The 22,392-nt window shown below is 57.4% G+C and carries 15 protein-coding genes; 6 read left to right on the plus strand and 9 right to left on the minus strand.

What is annotated here, in order from left to right; all coding sequences use genetic code 11:
• Positions 1-81 precede the first annotated feature (81 nt).
• Positions 82-1,461, minus strand: coding sequence for an SGNH/GDSL hydrolase family protein (locus tag Fuma_RS28875; RefSeq protein ID WP_077027169.1), 1,380 nt, complete (start codon positions 1,459-1,461; stop codon positions 82-84).
• 219 nt (positions 1,462-1,680) lie between these two features.
• On the opposite strand from Fuma_RS28875, the gene Fuma_RS28880 reads away from it, so the two are divergent.
• On the plus strand, positions 1,681-1,872 hold the full coding sequence (locus tag Fuma_RS28880; protein WP_077027170.1) for a hypothetical protein: 192 nt from the start codon (positions 1,681-1,683) through the stop codon (positions 1,870-1,872).
• Between the two features lie 6 nt (positions 1,873-1,878).
• On the opposite strand, the gene Fuma_RS28885 is transcribed toward Fuma_RS28880, so the two are convergent.
• From Fuma_RS28885 to rnpA, 6 genes are all read right to left on the minus strand, one after another.
• Positions 1,879-2,262, minus strand: coding sequence for a hypothetical protein (locus tag Fuma_RS28885; protein ID WP_077027171.1), 384 nt, complete (start codon positions 2,260-2,262; stop codon positions 1,879-1,881).
• Positions 2,263-2,544: 282 nt separating this feature from the next.
• The gene (locus Fuma_RS28890; RefSeq protein WP_229360766.1) at positions 2,545-4,032 is read right to left on the minus strand and encodes a DUF1501 domain-containing protein; all 1,488 of its coding nucleotides are present in this window, start codon (positions 4,030-4,032) and stop codon (positions 2,545-2,547) included.
• Between the two features lie 55 nt (positions 4,033-4,087).
• The gene (locus Fuma_RS28895) at positions 4,088-7,219 is read right to left on the minus strand and encodes a DUF1553 domain-containing protein (protein ID WP_077027172.1); all 3,132 of its coding nucleotides are present in this window, start codon (positions 7,217-7,219) and stop codon (positions 4,088-4,090) included.
• Positions 7,220-7,417: 198 nt separating this feature from the next.
• Positions 7,418-10,117 carry an SdrD B-like domain-containing protein gene (locus Fuma_RS28900; protein ID WP_077027173.1) on the minus strand — a complete coding sequence of 900 codons (2,700 nt, stop codon included), beginning with the start codon at positions 10,115-10,117 and terminating at the stop codon, positions 7,418-7,420.
• Positions 10,118-10,239: 122 nt separating this feature from the next.
• Complete coding sequence (gene yidD / locus Fuma_RS28905; RefSeq protein WP_229360768.1) at positions 10,240-10,476, minus strand: membrane protein insertion efficiency factor YidD; 237 nt, start codon at positions 10,474-10,476, stop codon at positions 10,240-10,242.
• Positions 10,473-10,859, minus strand: coding sequence for a ribonuclease P protein component (gene rnpA, locus Fuma_RS28910; RefSeq protein ID WP_077027174.1), 387 nt, complete (start codon positions 10,857-10,859; stop codon positions 10,473-10,475). The genes yidD and rnpA overlap by 4 nt, the downstream gene beginning before the upstream one ends.
• 745 nt (positions 10,860-11,604) lie before the next feature.
• Between rnpA and rhaB the strand changes: the two genes are divergently transcribed.
• The 5 genes from rhaB to Fuma_RS28935 all read left to right on the plus strand — a co-directional run bounded on the left by rhaB (position 11,605) and on the right by Fuma_RS28935 (position 20,072).
• Positions 11,605-13,092 carry a rhamnulokinase gene (rhaB, locus tag Fuma_RS28915; protein ID WP_077027175.1) on the plus strand — a complete coding sequence of 496 codons (1,488 nt, stop codon included), beginning with the start codon at positions 11,605-11,607 and terminating at the stop codon, positions 13,090-13,092.
• A 193-nt stretch (positions 13,093-13,285) separates the two neighbouring features.
• Entirely contained in the window at positions 13,286-14,227 is a 942-nt protein-coding gene (ftsY, locus tag Fuma_RS28920; RefSeq protein ID WP_077027176.1) for a signal recognition particle-docking protein FtsY, read from the plus strand.
• Between the two features lie 65 nt (positions 14,228-14,292).
• Positions 14,293-15,234 (plus strand): DnaJ C-terminal domain-containing protein, encoded by a 942-nt coding sequence (locus Fuma_RS28925; RefSeq protein ID WP_077027177.1) that lies wholly within the window; start codon positions 14,293-14,295, stop codon positions 15,232-15,234.
• 275 nt (positions 15,235-15,509) lie between these two features.
• Positions 15,510-16,283 (plus strand): 3-keto-disaccharide hydrolase, encoded by a 774-nt coding sequence (locus Fuma_RS28930; protein WP_077027178.1) that lies wholly within the window; start codon positions 15,510-15,512, stop codon positions 16,281-16,283.
• A 105-nt stretch (positions 16,284-16,388) separates the two neighbouring features.
• Positions 16,389-20,072, plus strand: a complete 3,684-nt coding sequence (locus tag Fuma_RS28935) for a c-type cytochrome (protein ID WP_077027179.1) — start codon at positions 16,389-16,391, stop codon at positions 20,070-20,072.
• 126 nt (positions 20,073-20,198) lie between these two features.
• On the opposite strand, the gene Fuma_RS28940 is transcribed toward Fuma_RS28935, so the two are convergent.
• Together Fuma_RS28940 and mntR are read right to left on the minus strand one after the other, a co-directional pair.
• On the minus strand, positions 20,199-21,701 hold the full coding sequence (locus tag Fuma_RS28940; protein ID WP_083732659.1) for an MFS transporter: 1,503 nt from the start codon (positions 21,699-21,701) through the stop codon (positions 20,199-20,201).
• 233 nt (positions 21,702-21,934) lie between these two features.
• Complete coding sequence (gene mntR / locus Fuma_RS28945; RefSeq protein WP_077027180.1) at positions 21,935-22,348, minus strand: manganese-binding transcriptional regulator MntR; 414 nt, start codon at positions 22,346-22,348, stop codon at positions 21,935-21,937.
• Positions 22,349-22,392: the final 44 nt, after the last annotated feature.

Raw genomic sequence — 22,392 nt, forward strand, 5'->3', positions numbered from 1 at the left:
TTCAATACTTGTGGAAGTAACCGTTCATGTTTCCGATCGGCCCTGACCACAATCGTTGGTCAGGGCCAGACTCCGGCTGCATTACTTTTTCTTCAGCACGAAGTGTCGGGTCTTCGGCTGATTCGCTTCGTAGATGCTGTCCTCAATCGCTTTGGCTTCCTGTTCTGCTTTTTCGATGGTCGCTTCCAGGTCCTGCAGTTTTTCTTCATCCTTGGCGACTGCCGCGGCCAGTTCCTTGTTGTTCGGCTGGTTTTTCGCATCGCGGTTTCGACGAGCCCAGCTTTGGAACTTTAACCAGGCACCTCGAAGGTCCTTGATGGGCCCTTCGTTGCGTTGCTTGTTCAGCATCGCCACTTTCAAGGCCTGCTGGTACTGAGGAGTCTTTGAATTCGCTTGCAGTTCGATATGCCGTGACAGCGACGTCGCCGGATACGTTCCCACGGTTTCGCCATCAATCGTCAATTCATATTTGCCTGGAGCAAGTCCGTGAACTTCCAGACCTTCTTTGGTGGCTCGATGTCCAAGATTCAGCATCTTCACACCGACCTGAGCTTCTTCCGGCAGCACCCATGGAAGGCCGTCCGCCGTCCAGTCGAATTCCACCATGTCGTCACTCGATTTCAGATTCTCGACCTTGCCGCCGGTCGCCGTCGCTTTCAGCTTTCCATTGGCATTTGGCTGAATCCGAATGTTTGACAACGGGCGTCGCAGGCCAAGGTCATCAATCATCGCATACGCCATCACAATCTGTCCGGGCGGATCCGGATGAATGGCGTCCTTGATCAGAGTGAACGTTGGATCCTTTTCGCGAGCTTCCACGGTCAGGTCATTCAGCAGGCTGAACATGTCGACGTACGAGGTGCCCGATTCAATGGCGACATCCTGCAACCAACGACCGTAATACGCCAGCACGCTGTTGTACTGAGACAGCATTTCCGGAGTTCGTTTGCGACGCGGGTTCGCCTGCGCGGCCCGACTGTCAAACATGGTGGGCGACATCAGGATCGGAGTCGCTCCGCCTTCGCGAATTTTGGCGATCAGTTCTGTCATGTCTTTTTCATAGGTCGCAAAGACATCCGCGTCGAACGGACGGTAACTGCCGTCGTTCATCCCCAACAGAATGCTCACATATCGTGGCTTGTAGTCCAAAACGTCGCGGCTAAGTCGAGCCAACGCATCCCACGCTCGCGCGCCGCCGACTCCTGCATTGTGGAAGGTGATTCGGCGTTCGGGAAACCGCTGGTAGAAGAAGTTTTCGACGTACTGCGTGTACAGTCGTTGGTGTGTAATGCTGTCCCCAAGAAAGACAAACGTATCGCCATCCTGCAGGTCAATCTTCGCGGGGATGGCGGGCGGGGCTGCAGCGGTATCAGCTTCGGCAACGGCCTGAGCATTCGCGAGCTGTGGTGCCAGGGCGATGAATGTGACAACAAGGAGCGTGAGGAACGTGCGTTTTGGCATGGAGTACTCCAAACTTCGGCAGGAACTGCGGGAGAACAGGAAATCGGCAGCGGCAGAAATGCCGGAAGGACGGTCGCAGGCCGGCATTCGTATTCGGAAACGATATACGAACGGCTAGTCTGCTCACCGAGAAGTGCCGCGACGCGCATAATCGACGATTCGGCGGCGATTTGCCAGCGACGGCGCCAACTTCAAGACGAAACTCATCGGACAGTACAGATGAAGCGACTCGCCCTCTTAGGCCTCATTCTGACAGTGACCAGCGGCTGCCAGGGACTCATGCACGAACTGCAACCGCACCGCTTGTGGCGGCTCAACTATCAGGAGCCTTCCGGGCGGACAGATGGCGTCTATTTCTCCATCAGCGACCCTTTGGATCAGCCGATTGAATCGACGCCGGCCACAGAATAGAGCTGGCTATTCTTCTGCTTCCAGTTCTTCCAGCGCTTCGTTCACTGAAGCGCGGATTTCACGAAGCGAGATTGGGTATTCGGCGGTCCACAGGTTTTCGGATTCCGCCATTTCTGAAACGATCGACATCTGCAACTGAGTCAGCAGCGCGATAATCGGCGACTCGCAATGTTCTTCGACAAACGCACCGAATTTGCAAATGTCGGGGCTGGGCAGTGACGAGCCCGCCAGAACAATGAGATGGGGCGACTTTGCGGCGACGCCTTCACGGCCCGAGGCGAGTCCATCAAAGACCTGGCAGTTGAACTGATGCTTCTGAAAATACTTTGTCAGCGAATCGCGTTCGGACGGTGCGGCGCAAATCAGATAGATCAGCTTGTCGGTACTCATTATCGAACTCCGGATTCTCACACTCACGACGTCAGGCCAGGCAGTAGCGGTCCATAAAAACATTGGTTGTCTACGAGCCAAACGTCACAGACGACTGCGTTATTCGACACATCCTGGGGTTTGAAGCAGCTCAATAACAGCGAATTTTCGGGCGTCTCACCCATTGGAGTGACAACGGTCCGATTTTGCTGGCATGTCCCCATGACGGCACGCTTCGGCAAAGGCGGCATTCTGAGCAAAGCCGGTTCCGACGGCAGAATCAACGCAGACGCAAGACGTCTGTTACGCCAGAATTTCATCGACAACGCGCGCCGGTTCTGCACCGGTCAGTTTTTGATCGAGTCCCTGATAGCGGAACGTCAACCGGTTGTGATCGATGCCCAGTTGGTGCAGCAACGTGGCGTTCATGTCCCGGATGTGCACAGGGTTCTCGACGATGTTGTAACAGTATTCGTCTGTCTTCCCGAACTCGAAGCCGCGTTTGATGCCCGCACCAGCCATCCACATCGTGAAGCAGCGGCCGTGATGGTCTCGGCCATGGTTATCCGCCGTCAGCGTTCCCTGGGAATAAATTGTACGACCGAATTCACCGCCCCACACGATCAGCGTGTCTTCAAACAGACCTCGCTGTTTCAGATCGGTAATCAAACCGTAGATGGGGTGATCGATCGATTCGCACTGACCACGCAAAAGCTTCGGCAGGTTGCCATGCTGATCCCAGCCGCGATGGAACAACTGCACAAACGGAACACCCTGCTCTGCCAGCCGCCGAGCGATCACGCAATTGCGAGCGAACGAGCCCGGTGTTTCGATCTCGGGCCCGTACAGTGCCTTCGTGTTTTCTGTTTCGGTCGACAGGTCCATCAGCCCCGGCACGGACGTCTGCATACGAAACGCCATTTCGTACTGAGCGATCCGAGTCAGTGTTTCCGGATCGCCAAAGTTGCGGTACGTTTCCTGGTTGATGGCGGCGATGCGGTCCAGCATCCGGCGTCGAGTCGCCCGATCAATTCCGTCCGGATCGTTCAGGTACAAAACGGGACTCTTGCCGGCTCGCAAAGCAACTCCCTGATGCTGGGACGGCAAAAATCCGCTTCCCCACAGTCGACTGTAGAGTGCCTGCTTCTGGCCGGGGCCCTTCGAAATCATTACGACATACGATGGCAGGTTTTTGTTGGGACTGCCCAGTCCATAACTCACCCAGGCACCCATGCTGGCCTTTCCGGGCTGCTGAACTCCAGTGTTGATGAAGGTGATCGCGGGGTCATGGTTGATGGCTTCGGTGTGCACCGACTTCACCAGGCAGATGTCGTCGACCAGCTTTGCCGTGTGAGGCAGAATTTCGCTCACCCACGTCCCGTTCTGCCCATGCTGCGAAAATTCAAACATGGGTGCCACGCACGGAAACGCTTTTTGACCGGATGTCATCGTGGTAATTCGTTGCTCGTTGCGAATCGAATCCGGCAACTCCTGGCCATGGATTTTTCGCAATTCTGGTTTGTAATCCCACGTGTCGATATGTGACGGCCCGCCCGTCATCATCAGATAGATCACCCGCTTTGCCTTTGGAGCAAAGTGCGGCAGATCAGGAAGCCCGCCGTTGATCGCCGCCGGCGCAGCGGCACTCGGTGCGGCCGTTGTTTCGTTCGCGAGCAAAGAAGCCAGCGCTGCGGCTCCTAACGTGCGGCCGGAATTATTCAGGAGAAGCCGTCGAGACAATTGTGGATCGTGCATGAAAGTATGGTTTTGCGTCATCAGATCATCCGACATGTTGAAGTCGTTTTTTCCAGGTGTATCGTTCGCCTGACAGTTAGCAGCTGCCAATTCAGCCGCGTGTTAAAGTCTCGTCAAGGTTCAGGATCATACTGCAGACAGCGGTCAGAGCGGCGTGCGTGGCGACATCCAAAGACTCGTCGCGTTTGCTATCGCCGATCGAAAGAAATTTCTCGGCAGACTCGGGATCGCTGCGGAAGCGTTCCAGTTCTTCTGCATACGCTTCTCGCAACACCGCAAGAATGCCGGCCGAAGGAATAACGCCGGCGGCTCGACGGTAGGCGAACGAGATTTGTTGTTCAGTAGATGTTCCGTTGGCACGCAGCGCGGCTTCAGCGAGGACTCGGGCCGCTTCGACGAACTGAGGATCATTCATCGTGACCAAAGCCTGCAACGGCGTATTGGTGCGCGATCGTTTCAGTGAGCACTTTTCTCGCGTGGGGGCATCGAAGATGGTCATTGATGGAGCCGGCGCCGATCGCTTCCAGTATGTGTACATCGACCGACGATAGAGTTTTTCGCCGCTGTCAGGCTCGAATCGCAGATTGCCGTCGAGACTCACTTCGTTCCACAGGCCTGGCGGCTGATACGGCTTAACTCCGGGCCCGCCAATGTCAGGCACCAACAATCCGCTGGCGGCCAACGCGTTGTCGCGTACAAATTCTGCCTGCAGCCGGAACCGACTTCCACGAGACAGCAGGCGGTTTTCGGGATCGGCAGCCAGCTTTTCTGAGGTGACGGCGGATGATTGACGATACGTGGACGACATTACCATCTGCTTGATCGTGCGTTTGATGTCCCAGCCATTTTCGACAAAGTCGACGGCCAGCCAGTCCAGCAGCGCCGGATGAGAGGGCCATTCGCCCTGTGCGCCGAAATCTTCCAGCGAGCGCACGATGCCTTCACCAAACAGCATTGCCCAATAGCGATTCACGGCAACTCGTGCGGTGAGCGGATGGTTAGGCTGAGTCAACCATGTCGCGAGCCCCAGACGGTTTGAACTTGCTCCGGCCTGCAGCGCGGGCAGTGCTGCCGGAACACCGGGTTGCACTGTGTGGTCCTTCAAAGGTGACGCATAGTCGCCTCGAGCCAGCACGTAGGTTTTTCGCATTTCCTCCGCGTCGTTCATAATCATCACATTGGCGACCGGTTGCTTCAGTTCGGCAATTTGCGACGTCAATTTGGCCTGCTGCCGCAACAGAGTCTTGTACGGTTCGTCAACGACGTTCAGATAGTGTTTTCTGAGCGTGGCGTTTTCGGCGTCTGAGCGTTCAGCCGCCGCTTTGGCGAGCAGCGGAGTGACGACGTCGTTACCAGAAATCGCGGCCACTTCGGCTTCCGCCAACGATCGCGCGTAAACTCGAACATCATCGATCAGGCCGTTGAAGTGAGATCCGCCGTTGCGACGCCCCAGATAAAACGGTCCCTTCGATTTGATTGTTCCCGCGAGTCCGTCCTGTTCGATTGTCCATTCCTGCGGTTTGCCGTCGACGTAGATTTTGACTCCGGACGCTTTGCCGCTGCCATCGTACGTGACGAAAACGTGCTGCCATTCGTCGGGTTTGAGTTTGTTCTTCGTCCGAACCTTGATGGCGTCGTCCGGCCATCGGTGGATGATGTGCGGTTCGATCACACCGCCGGAAATGTGCAGGTCATAGCCGCGAAACGCATTGGCGTTGTTCATCCGGGCGATCGGAGCTCCCGATGCAGTGCCCTTCGGCTTGATCCACGCTCCATAAGAAAACCCGTGGCTGCCGTCGAAGTCGCCCGCGTCGCCCATGTCGATAAAGTTAGTGCTGTCGCAATCGAATGACTTGCCGAATTTTCCATCCGCCCACTTTTCTGCGCCATGCAGTTTGCCGTTGCGTTCTGCATTGGTCGCGTCCACGATGACTCGCCCTTTGCCTTCGTCCAGCGGCACGTGAGCCGTCATGCCAGTCGGCAGCAGTGGCAGGCCGCTCACCTTTGAAGCGGCTATCGCGACCCACTTCTGATATTCGCCTTCGGCCACCTTCGATCGTTTGTCGAGATCCCTTGCAGTGTCGGCGAGCTGCCTTTCCAGAGTTTCGGCTTCGCCGATTTTTACACTGTCGAACAGATCAACCGTGGGCACCGCGTTGCCGTTGCGAGTCTGTTTGCCACGATCGGCAGATTGGTTGAAGTACGCAAAAAACTGATAGTACTCTTTCTGCGTAATTGGATCGTACTTGTGGTTGTGACACTGAGCGCACTCCATGCTCAAGCCCATCCACACTATGGACGTTGTCTTCACTCGGTCGATGGCGTATTCGACTCGGTATTCTTCTTCTATTAAACCACCTTCGTCCGTCGTAGCGTTGTTGCGCAGAAAACCGGTGGCCACTTTTTGCTGAGTTGTCGCGTTTGGAAGCAGGTCGCCAGCAAGCTGTTCCATGGTGAACTGATCGAACGGCTTGTTGCTGTTGTAGGCATCGATCGCCCAGTCTCGCCATGGCCACATGCTGCGCGGGCCGTCGGCGTGGAAGACGCTGGTGTCGCCGTAGCGAGCCGCGTCCATCCACACAACCGTCATGCGTTCGCCGAAGTGGGGCGATTTCAACAGCCGGTCGACGACTGTTTCGTATGCGGCTTCCGATTTGTCTGCCAGGAATGCGTCGATGTCGGCAATACTCGGAGGCAGCCCGGTCAGGTCCAGCGTGATTCGACGAAGAAGGCGTTCTTTGTCCGCGTCGGCGTTGGGCTGCACTTTGTTGGCAAGCAATCGCTGCAGGATGAAGGCGTCGATGGGATTGCGAGGCCAGTTGCGTGCAGCGTCCGTCGTGAATTCGGGAACCGCCGGTTTGGTCGGCGGGATGAATGACCAATGGCCTTCGTAGGCCGCTCCGGCTTCGACCCACGCCTTGATCGCAGCGATGTCCTGCGGCTTGAGTTCCACGTGCGAATCCGGCGGCGGCATCACAACGTCGGGATCAGTTGAAGTGATGCGTTTCCAACCTTCGCTATTCAGGCCGTCATCGAAGGCGTGACGAATTCCGTCTTCGTTGTCCAATCGCAGGTCGGCTTCGCGGTGAGCGGCGTCCGGACCGTGACATTTGTTGCAGGCGGTGGACAGCAATGGGCGAATGTCGCGATTGAAAGTGACTTCAGCTGCGAACGCGGAGGGCAGCAGTCCAATTGCGGCCAGGAATGAAGCAACGTATTTCATGGCGGTGGGCCAGGATAAGGAATGGCGGTTCGGTAGGCACCAAGGATATCGCGTACCGGACGCGCTCGCCACTGCCGTCATCGCAAACGGCGTGAACGAGTGCTCGCCGCTGCTAACGCTCGATGGCTGATAGCCACTACCTTAGCTCTTAGCCCTGACAAAGCTGTAGTTGGACGTGGCGGTACAGGCCCGCTGGGCTTAGGACTGAATTTCGTCCAGAAAATTCGCCCCCGCAAACTCTGCCATCACGGCGGCTATTGGATCCGGCTTGGCACGACGATTTGCCCCGTGATCCTGACTCTGTTCGGGATTAACTTCGGCATCTGAAACCGCTTGCGAACGCTTTTCGTCAGCGCTTGCCACATCGTTGCGGTCGTGTTCTTCCTGAACCCGCAATTGGGCAAAGTCCCGGCTTACGAGCTGTATTTCGCTGGATAGCGACTCCAACTGGAAGTCGTCCTGATTGGAGCTCACACGGAAATCCGTTCGCTGGCTCCAGTCTGACAGGTACTTCTCACCGCCTTCCGCCCGGATAGCTCGGACCCACAACGCATAGGTACTGCGCGGCAGGTTTGGCAGTTGAAACGAGAGGTCGTGGATGTTGTTTTCGTAAACGACGCGCTCTTCCAGCGTTGTGCCGTTGTCCGTTGTGCATTTCACCCACAAGTCGTACGAGGTTGCCGCCTTCACGGGCGTCCATGAAACGGTGTTACCGATCAGCTGCACGATAGGCGTACCGCCAATCACAAGTTCCTGCCCGGTACTCCAGTCGTCGCGACTGCCGTCCGGATAGTTGGCTCGCACAGAAACCAGGTGAGTCCCCAGTTGCAACGGCGCTCCAATGCGATGCGACGTTCCAGTGATTTGTGCAGCGTAATACTCGCGGTTGCCGCTCAAATCGGTGACGCGAACTTCATAGCTGGATGCTTCAGTCTGAGGTGTCCATTCAATCACGGGCGTCGCGTCGATCCCCGGATCCAGGCCGCTGGGCATGATGGTTGTTTCGCTACGCAGCAATTCAAATTCCTGTGACTTCGACCACGCCGAAAAGACGCCGGGTGAGTACTCAGAACGCATCCACACGCGATAACGTCGATCAGGCAGTGTTGTTGTGTAGGAATTGCCTTCCAGTCCGGTTTCTACTTTAAACCGCTTGCGAGTGTTCACGTCTGTGATCCAGATTTCGTAGCGGCTGTCAACCACGCCGGTTGAATTCCATCGAATCAGCACGTCGTTGGCGACTTCCGGATCGGCTTCAACATCCACGCGGAACAGTGGCGGAGCCAGATAGTTGCCGAAGTCCGGCCCGTGTCCATCGTTGCCGTCGACGACGTTTACGAAGTTCCGGCCGGGTGCCGGAGCGTCATACAGCAGCGACAGGTCCTGATGCACGGCCGGTTTCAGCATCGCAATCAGTTCGCCGGACAGCGCTGAACGAGGACTACCGTTCCACTGCAGGAAGGCTCCGTCCGGCGTCACGAAATACCAATTGCCGGAACCAAAGACCCAGCGTTCGCCGCGGCCACCCCAGTTGAAGAAGTCGCTGGAAGACTGCACGAGGTTCAGGTCGCGGTCCAGTTCGAAGGCGCGCTGATCGCCGTTGCCAATCGGAGCCGTCTGGACCCAGCCTGGCTGCCGCACTTCCTTCACGTCGTAAGTGCCATTCTGGACGCCTTCGAACAGGTAGACGCCCATTTCGGTGGTGGGATCGATGAGGCCATCGTTGTTGAGGTCGATATTTCTGGTGCGAGTCGTATCGACAACGTCGCCAGCCTGATTCAGCAGCTGGATATCCCAGCCGTTAAGCCAGCCTTCATTGGACGAACGCACGCCGTCGTTGTCCAGATCCTGCCACTTGCGACCGATGATATTTGGTCCATTCGTGTCGACGTCAAAGTCGATCACCGCGTTAAATCCGCCGCCCTCCTGCATTCCGGGACCGATTTCGGCGACGATGGTGTGCTCGTCAACGATCCGGACATTCGGCACGAGCGCGGTAGACGTACGTGCGGAAGCGGACGAGATGTAATCATTGGTGCCGAGATCAAAGTCAAAGTAGAAGCGTTTGAACGTATCGGGCGGGACGTCGAACGGGCCGTTGGGAAAGAGTTCGACCAGCCCGCCTGGACTCCAGTTTATCGAGATCGTCCCCAGCTCGACATTGATGCGATAGCGGTTATTGAGATCTCCTGGATCAGGGTATTCTGCTCCAGAAAAGCCTGCCGCGTAATTGATCGTCGCCGTGACTGGGCCACGATCAGGCACTTCAATGCCGCTGGTCTGCAGAGCTGATTCAAATGTCTTGGTGATCGTGACTGCAGTCCCCTCCAGCGATCGCGGCGTGCTGTCCACATCCACCAGAATTCGAGCATCAAAGTTCTCACCGATCTGCATTCCGGGACCAATTTCCACCACAATAGTATCGCCGTCCGCCAGCGTGACGTTTGGCACAAGGTTACGAGTCGTATCGGCCACCGCCGAACTGATGAAGTCACCGGGTGCCAATCCTTCCACCTTGAACCGGTAGCGATCAAACGTGCCCGCTTCAATCACGCGAGCCGGATCGGAACCGTAGCTCTCCGACAGGTTGTACCGCATCGAAATCTCACCGCCGTCGATGTCGATATCGTACAGCCCCGAAAACTGTTTCAGTTCCGGATCGTTAATCGTTTGCTGCACAGTGACTCGTTCGAGATCGCCAACCGGTGTTTCTTCACTTCCCGTGGCGATCGATTCAAACGTGTTACCCACGGTGACTTCCGCTCCGATGAGCGATGTGAGCACGGAGCGGACTTCCAGTTGTTCGAGCTGCAATTCGTGAGTCGGCCATGCCTTGCGACGTCGCAGGTTCAGGCGTTTGCAGAGAACGTTATTCAGTATTCGACGTACCAGAATCATCTGTGCGGTCCCATCTCAACCAGTTGATCAATGCGGCTTTCGACGAATATTAAGAATAAGCCGAGCGTACACGGAACACAACAAGTCGTCAGCAGATTTGCCGATGAGTTGTCCGAGCAGACCTACGGCGGGTCGTATCCGCCAGGGTTCCATGGATGGCATTTCGAAATGCGACGCACACCCTTTAATGCTCCCCAAATCAAACCGTGTTTTCGAACCGCCAGAATGAAGTACTGGCTGCATGTTGGGTGAAAACGGCAATTTGGCCCCAGCCAGGGGCTGATTAGTAACTGGTAACCTCGCACCAGCAGAATGACCACGTGCGACGGCAAAGTAGCCAACCACTTCAGCACCTTCACGACGCCGCTCCACTGTCAGGCTGCATGCGTCGCTGCAGCTTTGCGGCAAGTCGAATTAACGACGCCCGATAGTCGGCCAGCGCGGAATCCGAACGTTGCCGCGGCACCAGAACGAAGTCCACCCCAGAAGGCAGTTCATGCTGCAGCAACCGAAACGCCTCCCGCAGCAACCGCTTCTTTCGATTTCGTTTGACCGCATTACCGTGCTTTTTAGAAACGCTCACACCAACGCGGCTGTGTTCCAAACCGTTCGGCAAAACGAACACCAACAAGTGATTGTCCCCCGCGCGCAGGCCGGAATCGTAGCACTGCTGGAACTCGCGAGTAGTGCGAATCCGCTGCGCTTGAGTCAGCCGGAATTCGTGCTGAGGTGAAGGGTTCAATCGAATAAGCCTGAAAGGTCGTAAAACTCACATTTTGGCGCGGCGCAATCCCACGCCGAATCCTCTGTACTGGATTTCACCAGAAATCCCAACCGATCGCGGAGTCCCAAATACTCTGACGCGGCTCCCCGACAAGCGGCTCAGCGAGAAACCCCACCCTCCCCTCTGCGACCTCCGCGGTTAATCCATTCGCCCATCGGTTGCCGACGAGTTTATCGCAACGCAGGTGAACCGCAGAGGACGCCGAGAAGCGCAGAGTCCAGTAATCCTGCGTTTCCTTCTGATTGCGTCCGTCCGTTCATCGGCCCGTAGTCGATTTCGCCAGAAATCCCAACCGATTGCGGAGTCCCAAATACTCTGATGCGTCCCCGCGACAAGCGGCTCAGCGAGAAAACCCACCCTCCTCTCTGCGTTCCTCAGCGACCTCCGCGGTTAATCCATTCGTTCATCGGTTGCCGACAAGTTCAACGAAACGCACGTGAACCGCAGAGGACGCCGAGAATCGCGGAGTCCAGTAATCTTGCGTTTCCTTGTGGTTGCGTCCGTTCATTCACCGGCCCGTCGGGGAATTCGCCACCAAAAGGCCCACTGATCGCGGTACAGCGGGAACTCTGGCGAGTCCTTCGGCAGGTCATCGCCCTCGAGTTTTGCCGTCGGTCCGACATCCATCGATGCCGCTGCACTTGGTTTTTCAGCAACCTTGATCCCGCTATCATGCGGCTTCTGACACTCACAGGAACGAGCAATGGCACAAAAAAACTACATCGCGGTGGATCTCGGCGCGGAAAGCGGTCGTGTGATGGCCGGGCGTTTCGATGGTGGAAAGATTGCACTTGAGCAGTTCCACCGTTTCCCCAACGGTCCGGTAAATCTCGGCGGCACGCTGCGTTGGAATCTTGTCAGCCTCTGGTCAGAAATCCAAAACGGACTGCGCGAAGCCGCTTCGAAACTGGGCGGCTCTGCCGTATCGGTCGGGGTCGATACGTGGGGCGTCGACTTCGTTTTGATGAACAAGAACGACGAACTACTGGGCCAGCCCTGGAACTATCGTGACAAACGCACGGACGGCATGATGCAAAAAGCCTCATCGCGCGTGCCTCGCCCGGAAATCTTCGCCGAGACCGGTCTGCAGTTTATGCAGATCAATTCGCTGTATCAGTTGCTCGCTATGTGCGAACGCGACCCTGGGCTTGTCGCGGAAGCGAAGCGGTTTCTGATGGTGCCCGACTTCTTTCACTGGTGCCTTAGCGGTAGCCGAGTCGTCGAATTCACCAACGCGACGACCACTCAAATGCTGAACGCCACCACCCGTGACTGGGCGTTCGACATGTTGCGGAAGCTGGAAATTCCGACGGACATGTTTCCGGAAATCGTGACGCCCGGCACAAATCTCGGCACGCTTCGCGGTGAGGTGGCGGAATTCACGGGTCTTGGCAAACTGAACGTCGTGACACCCGCCACGCATGACACAGGAGCCGCCGTCGCCGCTGTGCCGACGCGCCGTACCGGCAATCCGGACTGGGCCTACATCAGCAGCGGCACATGGTCGCTGATGGGCGTCGAAGTCGATAACGCTGTGCTCACGCCGAAAGCGTTGGAATATAACGTGACCAATGAAGGCGGCGTTGACGGCACCTATCGCCTGCTGAAAAACATCATGGGCCTGTGGCTGGTGCAACGCTGCAAAGTCGCCTTCGCCGCGCTTGGCAAGGACATTGACTACGCAGAACTGACTCGGCTGGCCACCGAAGCTCAGCCGTTCCGGTCGTTGATCGATCCTGACCGAGCCGAATTTCTGAGCCCACCCAATATGCCGAAGGCGATCGCCGAAGAATGTCGTCGCACGGGGCAGGTCATCCCGGAAACCGAAGGCCAGTTTGTCCGCTGTGCGTTGGAAAGCCTGGCTCTGAAGTACCGGCAGGTGCTGAGCTGGATGGAAGAACTGACAGGCGTGCGTGTTGAGGTCATTCATATTGTCGGCGGAGGAACTCAGAATCAGCTTCTCAACCAGTTCACCGCCGATGCCTGTGGCCGTCCTGTGTTTGCCGGTCCCATCGAAGCCACGGCTCTCGGAAATGTGTTGCTGCAGGCTCGAGCAGCGGGAGATATTTCCTCTTTGTCAGAAATCCGCGAGGTGGTGCGGTCTTCAGAGACCATCGGCGAATACACTCCCAAGGATTCTGCCGCGTGGGGCGATGCGTGGGGGCGATTTCAGGAGCTGGTGAAAGTCTGACGGTGTCGCTTTCGCACGCCATGCACATAACATTTCAGAGCGGCGGCTCGACAATCGGGGCAAGGGCCGTGCCCTTGTTCGTGTCTGACAGTGTGACTTTTGCGAGCGTTGCGCGTATCTTTTAGAGCGACAACAGAGCGTTTCGGAGCGGTAGCTTCAATTGGATGTGGGCCTGCCCACGTTGGGAAATAAAATGGGATTGTTTGACCGACTCAAAGCCGGATTAAAAAAGACGAAAGACATTCTGCGCACCGACTTGCGCGACCTGTTTAAAGCGGGCGCGATTCTCGACGACGATGTGCTTGAAGAATTCGAAGGCCGCCTGATTCGCACTGACATGGGCGTCGCCGCCAGCGACCGGATCGTCACTAAATTGCGAGAAGACCATGGCGGACGGACCGTCGATGTCGATGCGGTGTGGGACACCGTGCGAGGCGAATTGCGGGAATTGTTGAAGGGCGATGGTTCGACCAACTGGGATCTGGAGAACCCGCTTTCACCGCTGGCAAAAGCCGATTCCGGCCCGACCGTGATTCTGGTGGCGGGCGTCAACGGCGTTGGCAAGACGACTTCCATCGCGAAAATATCGAACCTGCTGCAGAAGAACGGCAACAAGGTTGTGCTGGCAGCCGGCGACACCTTCCGCGCCGCAGCTGTCGAACAGCTCACAATGTGGAGCGAGCGACTTGGCTGCGATATTGTCCGCAAAGACAGTGGAGCCGACCCGGCGTCTGTGGCCTACGAAGGCGCGACGAAAGCGGTTGAACTAAACGCCGACTACCTGATCGTCGACACAGCCGGACGTCTGCAGACTCAGAAGAACCTGATGGACGAATTGGACAAGATCCGGCGTGTCCTGCAGAAAGTGATCCCGGAAGCCCCTCACGAAAGCCTGCTTGTCCTCGACGCAACGACCGGACAAAATGGACTCAGCCAGGCGAAAAGTTTCTCCGCCGCCGTCGAATGCACCGGGCTGGTACTGGCAAAACTGGACGGCACGGCTCGCGGCGGTGTGACCGTGGCAATTCGTCAGGAAATGGGTATTCCTGTGAAATACATCGGTGTTGGCGAAGGCATCGACGACCTGGAAATTTTCGATCCGGACGGGTTTGTGGACGCACTGTTTTCCAACTAGTTCTTCAAACACGACAAGCTGCCTCATTGGTCATTTGACAATCTAAATTAGTCATTCCCCCGAACATGTCCCAAAGCGATTACTACGAAGCACTCGGCGTTTCCCGATCCGCCAGCGCGGACGAAATCAAGAAGGCCTACCGCAAGCTGGCCAAACAGCATCACCCGGACGCCAATCCGGATGACGCGGGAGCTCAAAAGAAGTTTTCCGAGATTACCGAAGCCTACGACGTTCTTAGCGACGACGAAAAACGGAAGAAGTACGACCAGTTCGGAGCCAACTGGAACAAAGTCGGCGGCGGACCTGGCGGAGGCGGACGCAATCCGTTTGAAGGCTTCGGCGGCGCTGGCGGAACCAGCTTTGACCTCGACGACATTCTGGGCGGAATGTTCGGCGGCGGCGGAGGAGGCGGTAGCCCCTTCGGTGGCGGTGGTGGGCGGCGTCCCCCGCGTTCTCAAAGAGGCCAGAATGTCGAAGCGGAAATTCGAGTCCCCTTTCGTGTCGGCGTAGAAGGCGGCGAACACGAACTGACTCTGCATACCGGCGGCAAGGTGCAACGCATTGGTGTGAAGATCCCCGCAGGCATGGACGACGGCGCCAAAATTCGTTTGGCCGGTCAGGGGCACCCCGGCCACGGCGGCGGCTCAGCTGGCGATGTGATTGTGACGGTGCGGATTTCAGGGCATCCCTGGTTTCGTCGCGACGGTAAGAACCTGCTGGTTGACGTGCCGATCACGCCGTCTGAAGCAGCTCTTGGAGCGAAGGTCGACGTCCCGACTCTTACGGAAGGCACGGTCGTCATGTCGATCCCACCTGGCACGTCCGGCGGCGCGAAACTGCGTCTGCGCGGCAAGGGCGTTCGCGACCGCAAGACGGGTGAACGAGGCGACCAGCTTGTCGTGGTGAAAGTCGTCGTCCCGAAGGACCTGTCGGACGAAGCGAAAGAACTCTATCGCAAGCTGGAAGAAGCCGCTCCCCAGAATCCTCGCGAAGACTTGTGGACGTAAAGTAGGTGCCGAGCGAGGCAACAGCCAGATCGTTTAACCCGCAGCCAAAGGCGCAGGCGGTCTCTGATCGGGTTCCGTGACTCGCCAGCATCCACTGATGCACAACCGTCTTCCGCTCGCCTGCACCTCCGGCTGCGGGTTAAACGATCTGTTAGCCCCACTGCGATTCGCGATGTCCGGCAGAAAGGACCTACTCCCCACACTTGCCTCCCTGCCCTGCTTCCGTCATCCTTGAGCGACACTTTTCCGCCTAACTATCGCTCAAAGGCCGCGCCATGAAGCAACTCGCCATCTGTGTGTCACTCTGCAGTATTCTGTCCACTGTCGCAACAGCCGACGTCGGCGTCGGAGCCAAGCCACTGCCCGGTGCGGAAGTCATCATCGATGGCTCGCGTGAGATGCTGGACCAGAAATGGACCTACTGGGAAGGACCGCGGTTTGCCTCTTCACTTCCGATCAAATGGAAGATTGTCGACGACCCGGTTGAGGGCGGCACATGCTTGATGACGGACGATCCCGTTGCTGCCGGAGGCAAGTATGGCACGGCCGACATTGTCACGAAGAAGCCTTATCGCGACTTCCGGCTGCACGTGGAATTTCTCATTACGAAACTAGGCGGCAACAGCGGCGTCTACCTGCAGAACCGCTTCGAAATCCAGGTACTCGACGGCGACAAAACCAAGCACGGCATGGGAGCCGTCATCAACGAAACCGAATCGCCTTATCACGCCTACAACGGCGTCGGCAAGTGGAACGCCTACGACATCACCTTCCGAGCCGCTCGTTTTGAGGACGGCAAGATGGTTCAGAAACCGCTGGTGTCGATGTACTTCAACGGCAAGAAGGTCCATGAAAACGTCGAGATCAACAAAGTCTGGGGCGGCCCGAATTCCGGTGTCGACGGCGGCAACAACAACGGCTTCGGTATCACGGATACGCCTCAGGGCCTGAAGCTGCAATGCGAAGGCCATGACGTCCGCTACCGAAACACATGGATTAAAGAGCTGGACCTAAAGGAAGCCAACACCAACTTCAACGAAGACGAATAGCGGCGACCCGTGGCTCGACCTCTCCGAGTCGTTTCGAGTCCCCAACAAGCAACAACACGACCCCGATATCTCTCTCACCAATCCACTCCGCTGCAGCCATCCAACATGTCACCACAACCTACCGCTCGCCTTATCGTTCTGTTGGCCGCGACATACGGCCTTCCTGCGGGACTCGCTCAGACGTCGAACCAAAGTCCCGAAGCCACAGCCAAACGTGTCTTTCGCCAAACGCCGGAATTGCAGGAGGCAATGGAACGCGGTGCGGAATCTTCAGCCACCGCAAACACGAAATCTGCGCCCACAAATCCAGAACCCCAGGTCTCCGATGCCGAATTCTCTGCAAGTCCGAAGCCACAGTGGATCTGGGGAAAAGACAACAATTCCGACTATGTCCTCAAAACATCCTTCACTGCGAAGGACGTCACGGCCGCCCGGCTGAAGGCATCGTGTGACAACGAGGGCACTGTCTTCATCAACGGCAGGCGGGTCGCAGCCAGTGCGGCATGGGAAGAACCTATGTCGGCTGATGTGGCCAAATATATCGTCAACGGCCAAAATACGATCACCGCCAAAGTGGCCAATCATGGCGGCATCGCGGCCTTTGTTCTGGAGCTGGCAATCAAGGATACAGGCGGCGAGGTGAGTCACGTGGTCACCAACGCCGAATGGACCGTCGATTCGGAAGATGCAAACGGCGATCAGAAGGTCGCCTCGCGAGGGAACTACGGCGACGGGCCATGGGGCGATGTGTTCTCGAACGTGTCACTGGCCGGTCGAGTTCCACGGGGCGTGTTCGAAGTCCTGCCTGGTTTTCAGGTCGAGAAGCTGTTCACCGTTCCCAAAGACGAACTGGGTTCCTGGGTTTGCATTGCGTTCGACAACAAAGGCCGCCTGCTGGCGAGCGATCAGGGCGACAAGGGGATCTGTCGCATAACGCTTCCACCGGTTGCAACATCTTCCCTTCTCCCCCAAGGGGGAGAAGGTGCCCGAAGGGCGGATGAGGGGGCCGCGCGCACGGAACACCACCTAACCCCGGACCTTTCTCCCGCAGGGGGCGAGGGAGTCCCGACAGAAACAACCGTCGAACGCCTCGATTTCAGCCGCTGCGAACATCAGCCCAGCGGTGCTCAGGGAATGCTGTGGGCTTTCGACAGCCTCTACTTCTGCTGCAACGGCGGTCCCGGCAGCGGGCTTTATCGAGCTCGCGACACCGATGGTGATGACCAGTTCGACGAATGCGTGAAACTAAAAGAATTCAAAGGCGGAGGCGAACATGGGCCTCATTCGATTCGCCTGTCACCCGACGGAAATCGTATTTTCGTCATCGCCGGCAACCACACGGACCCGCCGTTCAAGCCGGGCGAAGAACTGGAAAACGAAAACTACAGCAGCCGAGTTCCCACCAACTGGGGCGAAGACCTGTTGCTGCCGCGCATGTGGGATGCCAACGGCCACGCTCGCGGCAAACTGGCACCGGGCGGCTGGATCGCCAGCACGGATCCGGACGGCAAGACGTGGGAAATCTGGAGTATCGGATACCGCAACCCGTACGACATGGCGTTCAACGCCGACGGCGAACTGTTCGCCTACGACGCGGACATGGAATGGGACGTCGGCACTCCGTGGTACCGTCCAACTCGAGTCGTCCACGCCACAAGCGGCAGCGAGTTCGGCTGGCGCAGCGGCACCGGCAAATGGCCGGAGTATTACATCGACAGCCTGCCACCACTCATCAACATCGGCCCAGGCTCACCGGTGGGAGTCGACTTCGGCTATGGCCCGCCTCGCGAAGCCGACAGCGAAGCCGCGAAGAATGCCTGGGCACGAGTTCCCGCGAAAGGATCTGGTAGGCCGGATCACGGCCGTCGAGCTGCCGGAACAGCGCGGCCGACGGAAGAAGTTTCCAACGCCAAAGAGTCTGCAACCACCAGCGAGTCAGGCCGCCGCTCCGGTACCGAGGGCCGCTCGGTCCGGCCTACAAACTATGTATTCACACCGCTCGCGTTCCCCGCCAAATATCAGAAGGCGCTGTACATCTGCGACTGGACCTTCGGCACGATGTACGCCATCCACATGGAACCACATCAAAGCAGCTATAGGGCGACAAAGGAAGAATTTGTCTCACGCAGCCCGCTGCCTCTGACAGACGTGGCGGCGGGGCCGGATGGAGCGTTGTACTTCAGCGTGGGCGGACGAGGGACGCATTCGGAGTTGTTTCGCGTGGTTTACTTGGGCGACGAGTCAACGAGTCCGTTGGTGCCAAGCAGCGACAGTCTCACGTCTGCCGCTCAAGATCGTAAGATTCTGGAGTCGCGTCCTGCCAGTCAAACCTATGACAAGCCGGAGGAGTGGTTCAAAGACAATTCGTTTCAAAAATCGTTTGTAACTCCATACCTCGCCTCTACCGACCCGTTTCTTCGATTTGCAGCCATCAGGCAAAGAGAGAAATTCGTCGCCGCACAAATGCAAACTTCCCTTCGCGAGAACCGAAAAACTGTTGCTGCAGGTGGAAAATTGAAAGTTCCAACAGGTCCGCAGGCCTTACTCACGCCAGAAAAGTTCGCACCACCATCTGTGATCATCGGCGACTGGTTAGCAAACGCACGCAACGCAGCATTGCTTCGACAGGTTCACGCACTACCGTGGCCTGACGACGAGACGCCTCCGCCGCTCGAATCGGTTATCAGCGATCTACCCCTCGCGAAATTTCCTCTCAATGCGTTGTCGGTGACAGATCGGCTTAGTTATCTCAGGATGCTCTCGCTTGTCTTCATACGGATCGCTCCCCCTAGTGAAAACGCAAGAGATCGACTGCTTCACCAGCTGGACCGTGCGTTTCCGGCCGACGACCCGCGACTCAACCGCGAACTCTGCCAGATGCTGGTCTATCTGGATTCACCCAGTGTGGTCGCAAAGACCATCGCGCTGATGAATCAGCCGCCGCAGCGGGAAGACATCGACATGACCGATTTGCTGGCTCGCAACGCGGGCTATGGCAAAGCGATCAAAGCCATGATCGATAACCAGCCGGACAAACAGCAGATGTGGTACGCATTCTGTCTGCGAGTCGCGAAAGTGGGCTGGACGCCGGAGCTGCGATCCGACTACTACCGCTGGTTTGGTCGGGCTCAGACGTGGTCCGGCGGTAACAGCTACAAGAAGTTTCTTCAGAACATTGAAAACGAAGCATGGGACATCACACCGTTCGATCATCGTGTGCTTGTCGAAGCAGCGGGGGCTCGGACGCCTTACAAGGTTCCGGAACTGCCAAAGCCAACTGGCCCCGGCCAAGACTGGACGCTGGACGAAGTGCGTGCTTTGGCGGCGGACGGTTTGAAGAACCGCAACTTTGAAAACGGTCAGAAGATGTTCGCGGCAACTCGCTGTATCGTCTGCCATCGCTTTGCCGGAGACGGTGGAGCCACCGGCCCGGATCTGACTCAACTTGCCGGTCGCTTTAACATCGAAGCACTGACCGAAGCCATCGTGGACCCCAGTAAAGTCATCAGCGACCAATACAAGGGCAGCACAGTCGTGACGTCTGACGGCAAAACGATCAACGGTCGAATCGTGTCTGAGAACGACGAACAAATCAGCGTGCTAACCGACCCGGAAGATAGCACGAAAATCGTCGATATTCCAAAGTCGGACATCGACGAGACACTGCCATCAAAGGTGTCCATCATGCCTGCGGATTTGCTGAAGCCGCTTAACAAGGACGAAGTTCTCGACCTGCTGGCCTATCTGCTGTCACGCGGCGATGAGAAGCATCCAATGTTCAGGCAGTAACACTCGCCGCACAAAACTCTGTGGCCCTCTGCGACTTTGCGACCTCTGCGTTTGTCCTTGTTCAACGCAGAGGGCCGCCGAGAAGACAATAACAGTAGCGGTGTTCCGCAGAATCACCGCTGCAGATTACCCCGCGTCTCCCTTAATCGCGGGCTTCGGTGTCCGGATCGACGCCACGGCTAAACCACCTACCAGCATCAGGCTTGCTCCGGCAATGTACGGCGTCGCAGCGGATAAGTCCAGTAATTGGATGCCGATGTAGGGGCCCAGAATTCTGGCAAGCGATGAGAGGCTCTGGCCGGTGCCGAGGACTGCTCCCTGTTCGTCTTCGGCGGCTGCCTGAGACAACAACGACTGCAGGGAAGGTGTCACGGATGAAAAGCCGATCGTGACGACGGGCAGGATGTACCACAAAGCGTTGGCGGGCAGAGTTCGGTTGCCGGTTAATGCGATCAGTATAAAGCCGGCGGTCATCAAGACCACGCCGATGAGGGCCATGCGGTATTCGCCGATTTTAGGCAGCAATCGTCGCACCAGCAGGCCCTGACCGACCATCAGGATCGCTCCGATGTAGGCGTACAGCAGGAAGTTGCGTTTGGGGCTGTAGCCGAATTCCCGCGTCAGCAATGACAGAGTGCTTTCGAACTGAGCGAACGCGAACGTGGTGATAAAGATCGCTGTCAGCACGACCGCAAACTTGCGAGCCGTCATGTGACGTACGACCGTTCCCAGTTGCAGCAGTCCGCCTCGCCTGTGAGTGGTCTGGGCAGAGGAATCTGCCGGCCGCGATTCGGGAAGCTTGGCAATGGCCAGCAGCAGCGCCAGAGCCGACAGCACGGCAGCGACATAGCCCGGCATGGCAGACGGTGGTGCCAGTAGAGTGGCTTTCACTTCGGCCTGTGGTCTGGGTTCCGCGAGGAGTTGACCGGCCGATTCCTGGTCGGCCGGCTGCAGTTCTCCGTGTTCCGTCAGCAGTGCGAGCAGTTCTCCTTCTGCGATCGGCGTTTCCGTCGCGTCCCAATCACGGACGGCGGCGTATTGAGCGTCGTTGAGCGCTATCGACGGATCGCTGGATGTGCAGGCGGCGCCAATTAGAGGCCCGAAGGTGAATCCGATTCCGAACGCCGCGCCGATCAACGCCATGCCTTTGCCTCGCCCGGCCGCTCCTGTGCTGTCAGCGATTACCGCCTGAGCTGTCGCAATGGTTGCTCCGGCGATTCCGGCGGCGATACGAGTGATGAACAGCCACGGAATCGCACCGAGGCCCAGCAAGGTTCCTTCACGACCCAGTTCAGAGGCCACGCCGAACATGGCGTAAGACAGCGTTGAACCCACCAAGCCGACAATCAGCACTGGCCGGCGGCCGATGCGGTCCGACAGGGCGCCCCACATCGGAGCGAACAGAAACTGCATGGCTGAAAACGATGCCATCAACAGGCCAAGCTGCATGCTGGTCGCGTTGAAGACGGCTCCATACCGAGGCAGCAGCGGCAGCACGATCCCAAAACCCAGCAGGTCGATGAAAACGACCACAAAGACGATCAGCAGCGTGGTTTTCTTCGCACCACCATGTGCGGCTTGAGGGGGCGTGTCGGCAGAGGTCGCGTGCGAGGTGTCAGGGCTGGACAAGTGAACAATACCAATGCGAAATGAAGTGAGGTGAACCGCGGAGCCGCATTTCACTCACTGACCCGCAGCGAATCCAGTCTGGCGTGGCGCAGAACCGCGAATGGATACGAATTGTTGCGATTCAACGACTTCGAGCCACAAACCTCGCGGCACACTCAGGTTTTGTTCGGGGAAGGCAATTCAACCTAAGGGAGGCGTCGGCCGGCGATGCCCATGCATTGAGCTTCGTTACGCTATTCGCCGGGCGGAACGGGCTGTGCCTTAAGGAAACTGCGCATGGCTTTCAGAGTTTCCGGGCTGACGTGGTGTTCAATGCCCTCGCTGTCCGCCGTGGCAGTCGCTTCGCTCACGCCCAGGGCGAGTAGAAACGTGCGTACGATTTCGTGTCGTTCGCGGCATTTTCTCGCCAGCGTTTTGCCTTTGCCGGTCAGTTCCAGCGGCCGGTACGGCTCCGTGGTGACGTAGCCGTCGCGCACGAGACGTCCCACGGTGTTGTTGACCGTGGCGTGAGTGACTTTGAACAGCTGGACCAGGTCGCTGGCACGGCAGACGCCGCTGTGGTCAATGATGTCAAAAATGGCTTCGACGTAGTCTTCTGCCATTTCTGATGCATGGTCAGTTCGTGTTCTTTGGTGAACGTTGGCCATTGAGCCCCTTCAGAAACGTGTCAGGCGAGCCTAAATGCTAGCAG

The sequence above is a fragment of the Fuerstiella marisgermanici genome, assembly GCF_001983935.1.
Taxonomy (GTDB): domain Bacteria; phylum Planctomycetota; class Planctomycetia; order Planctomycetales; family Planctomycetaceae; genus Fuerstiella; species Fuerstiella marisgermanici.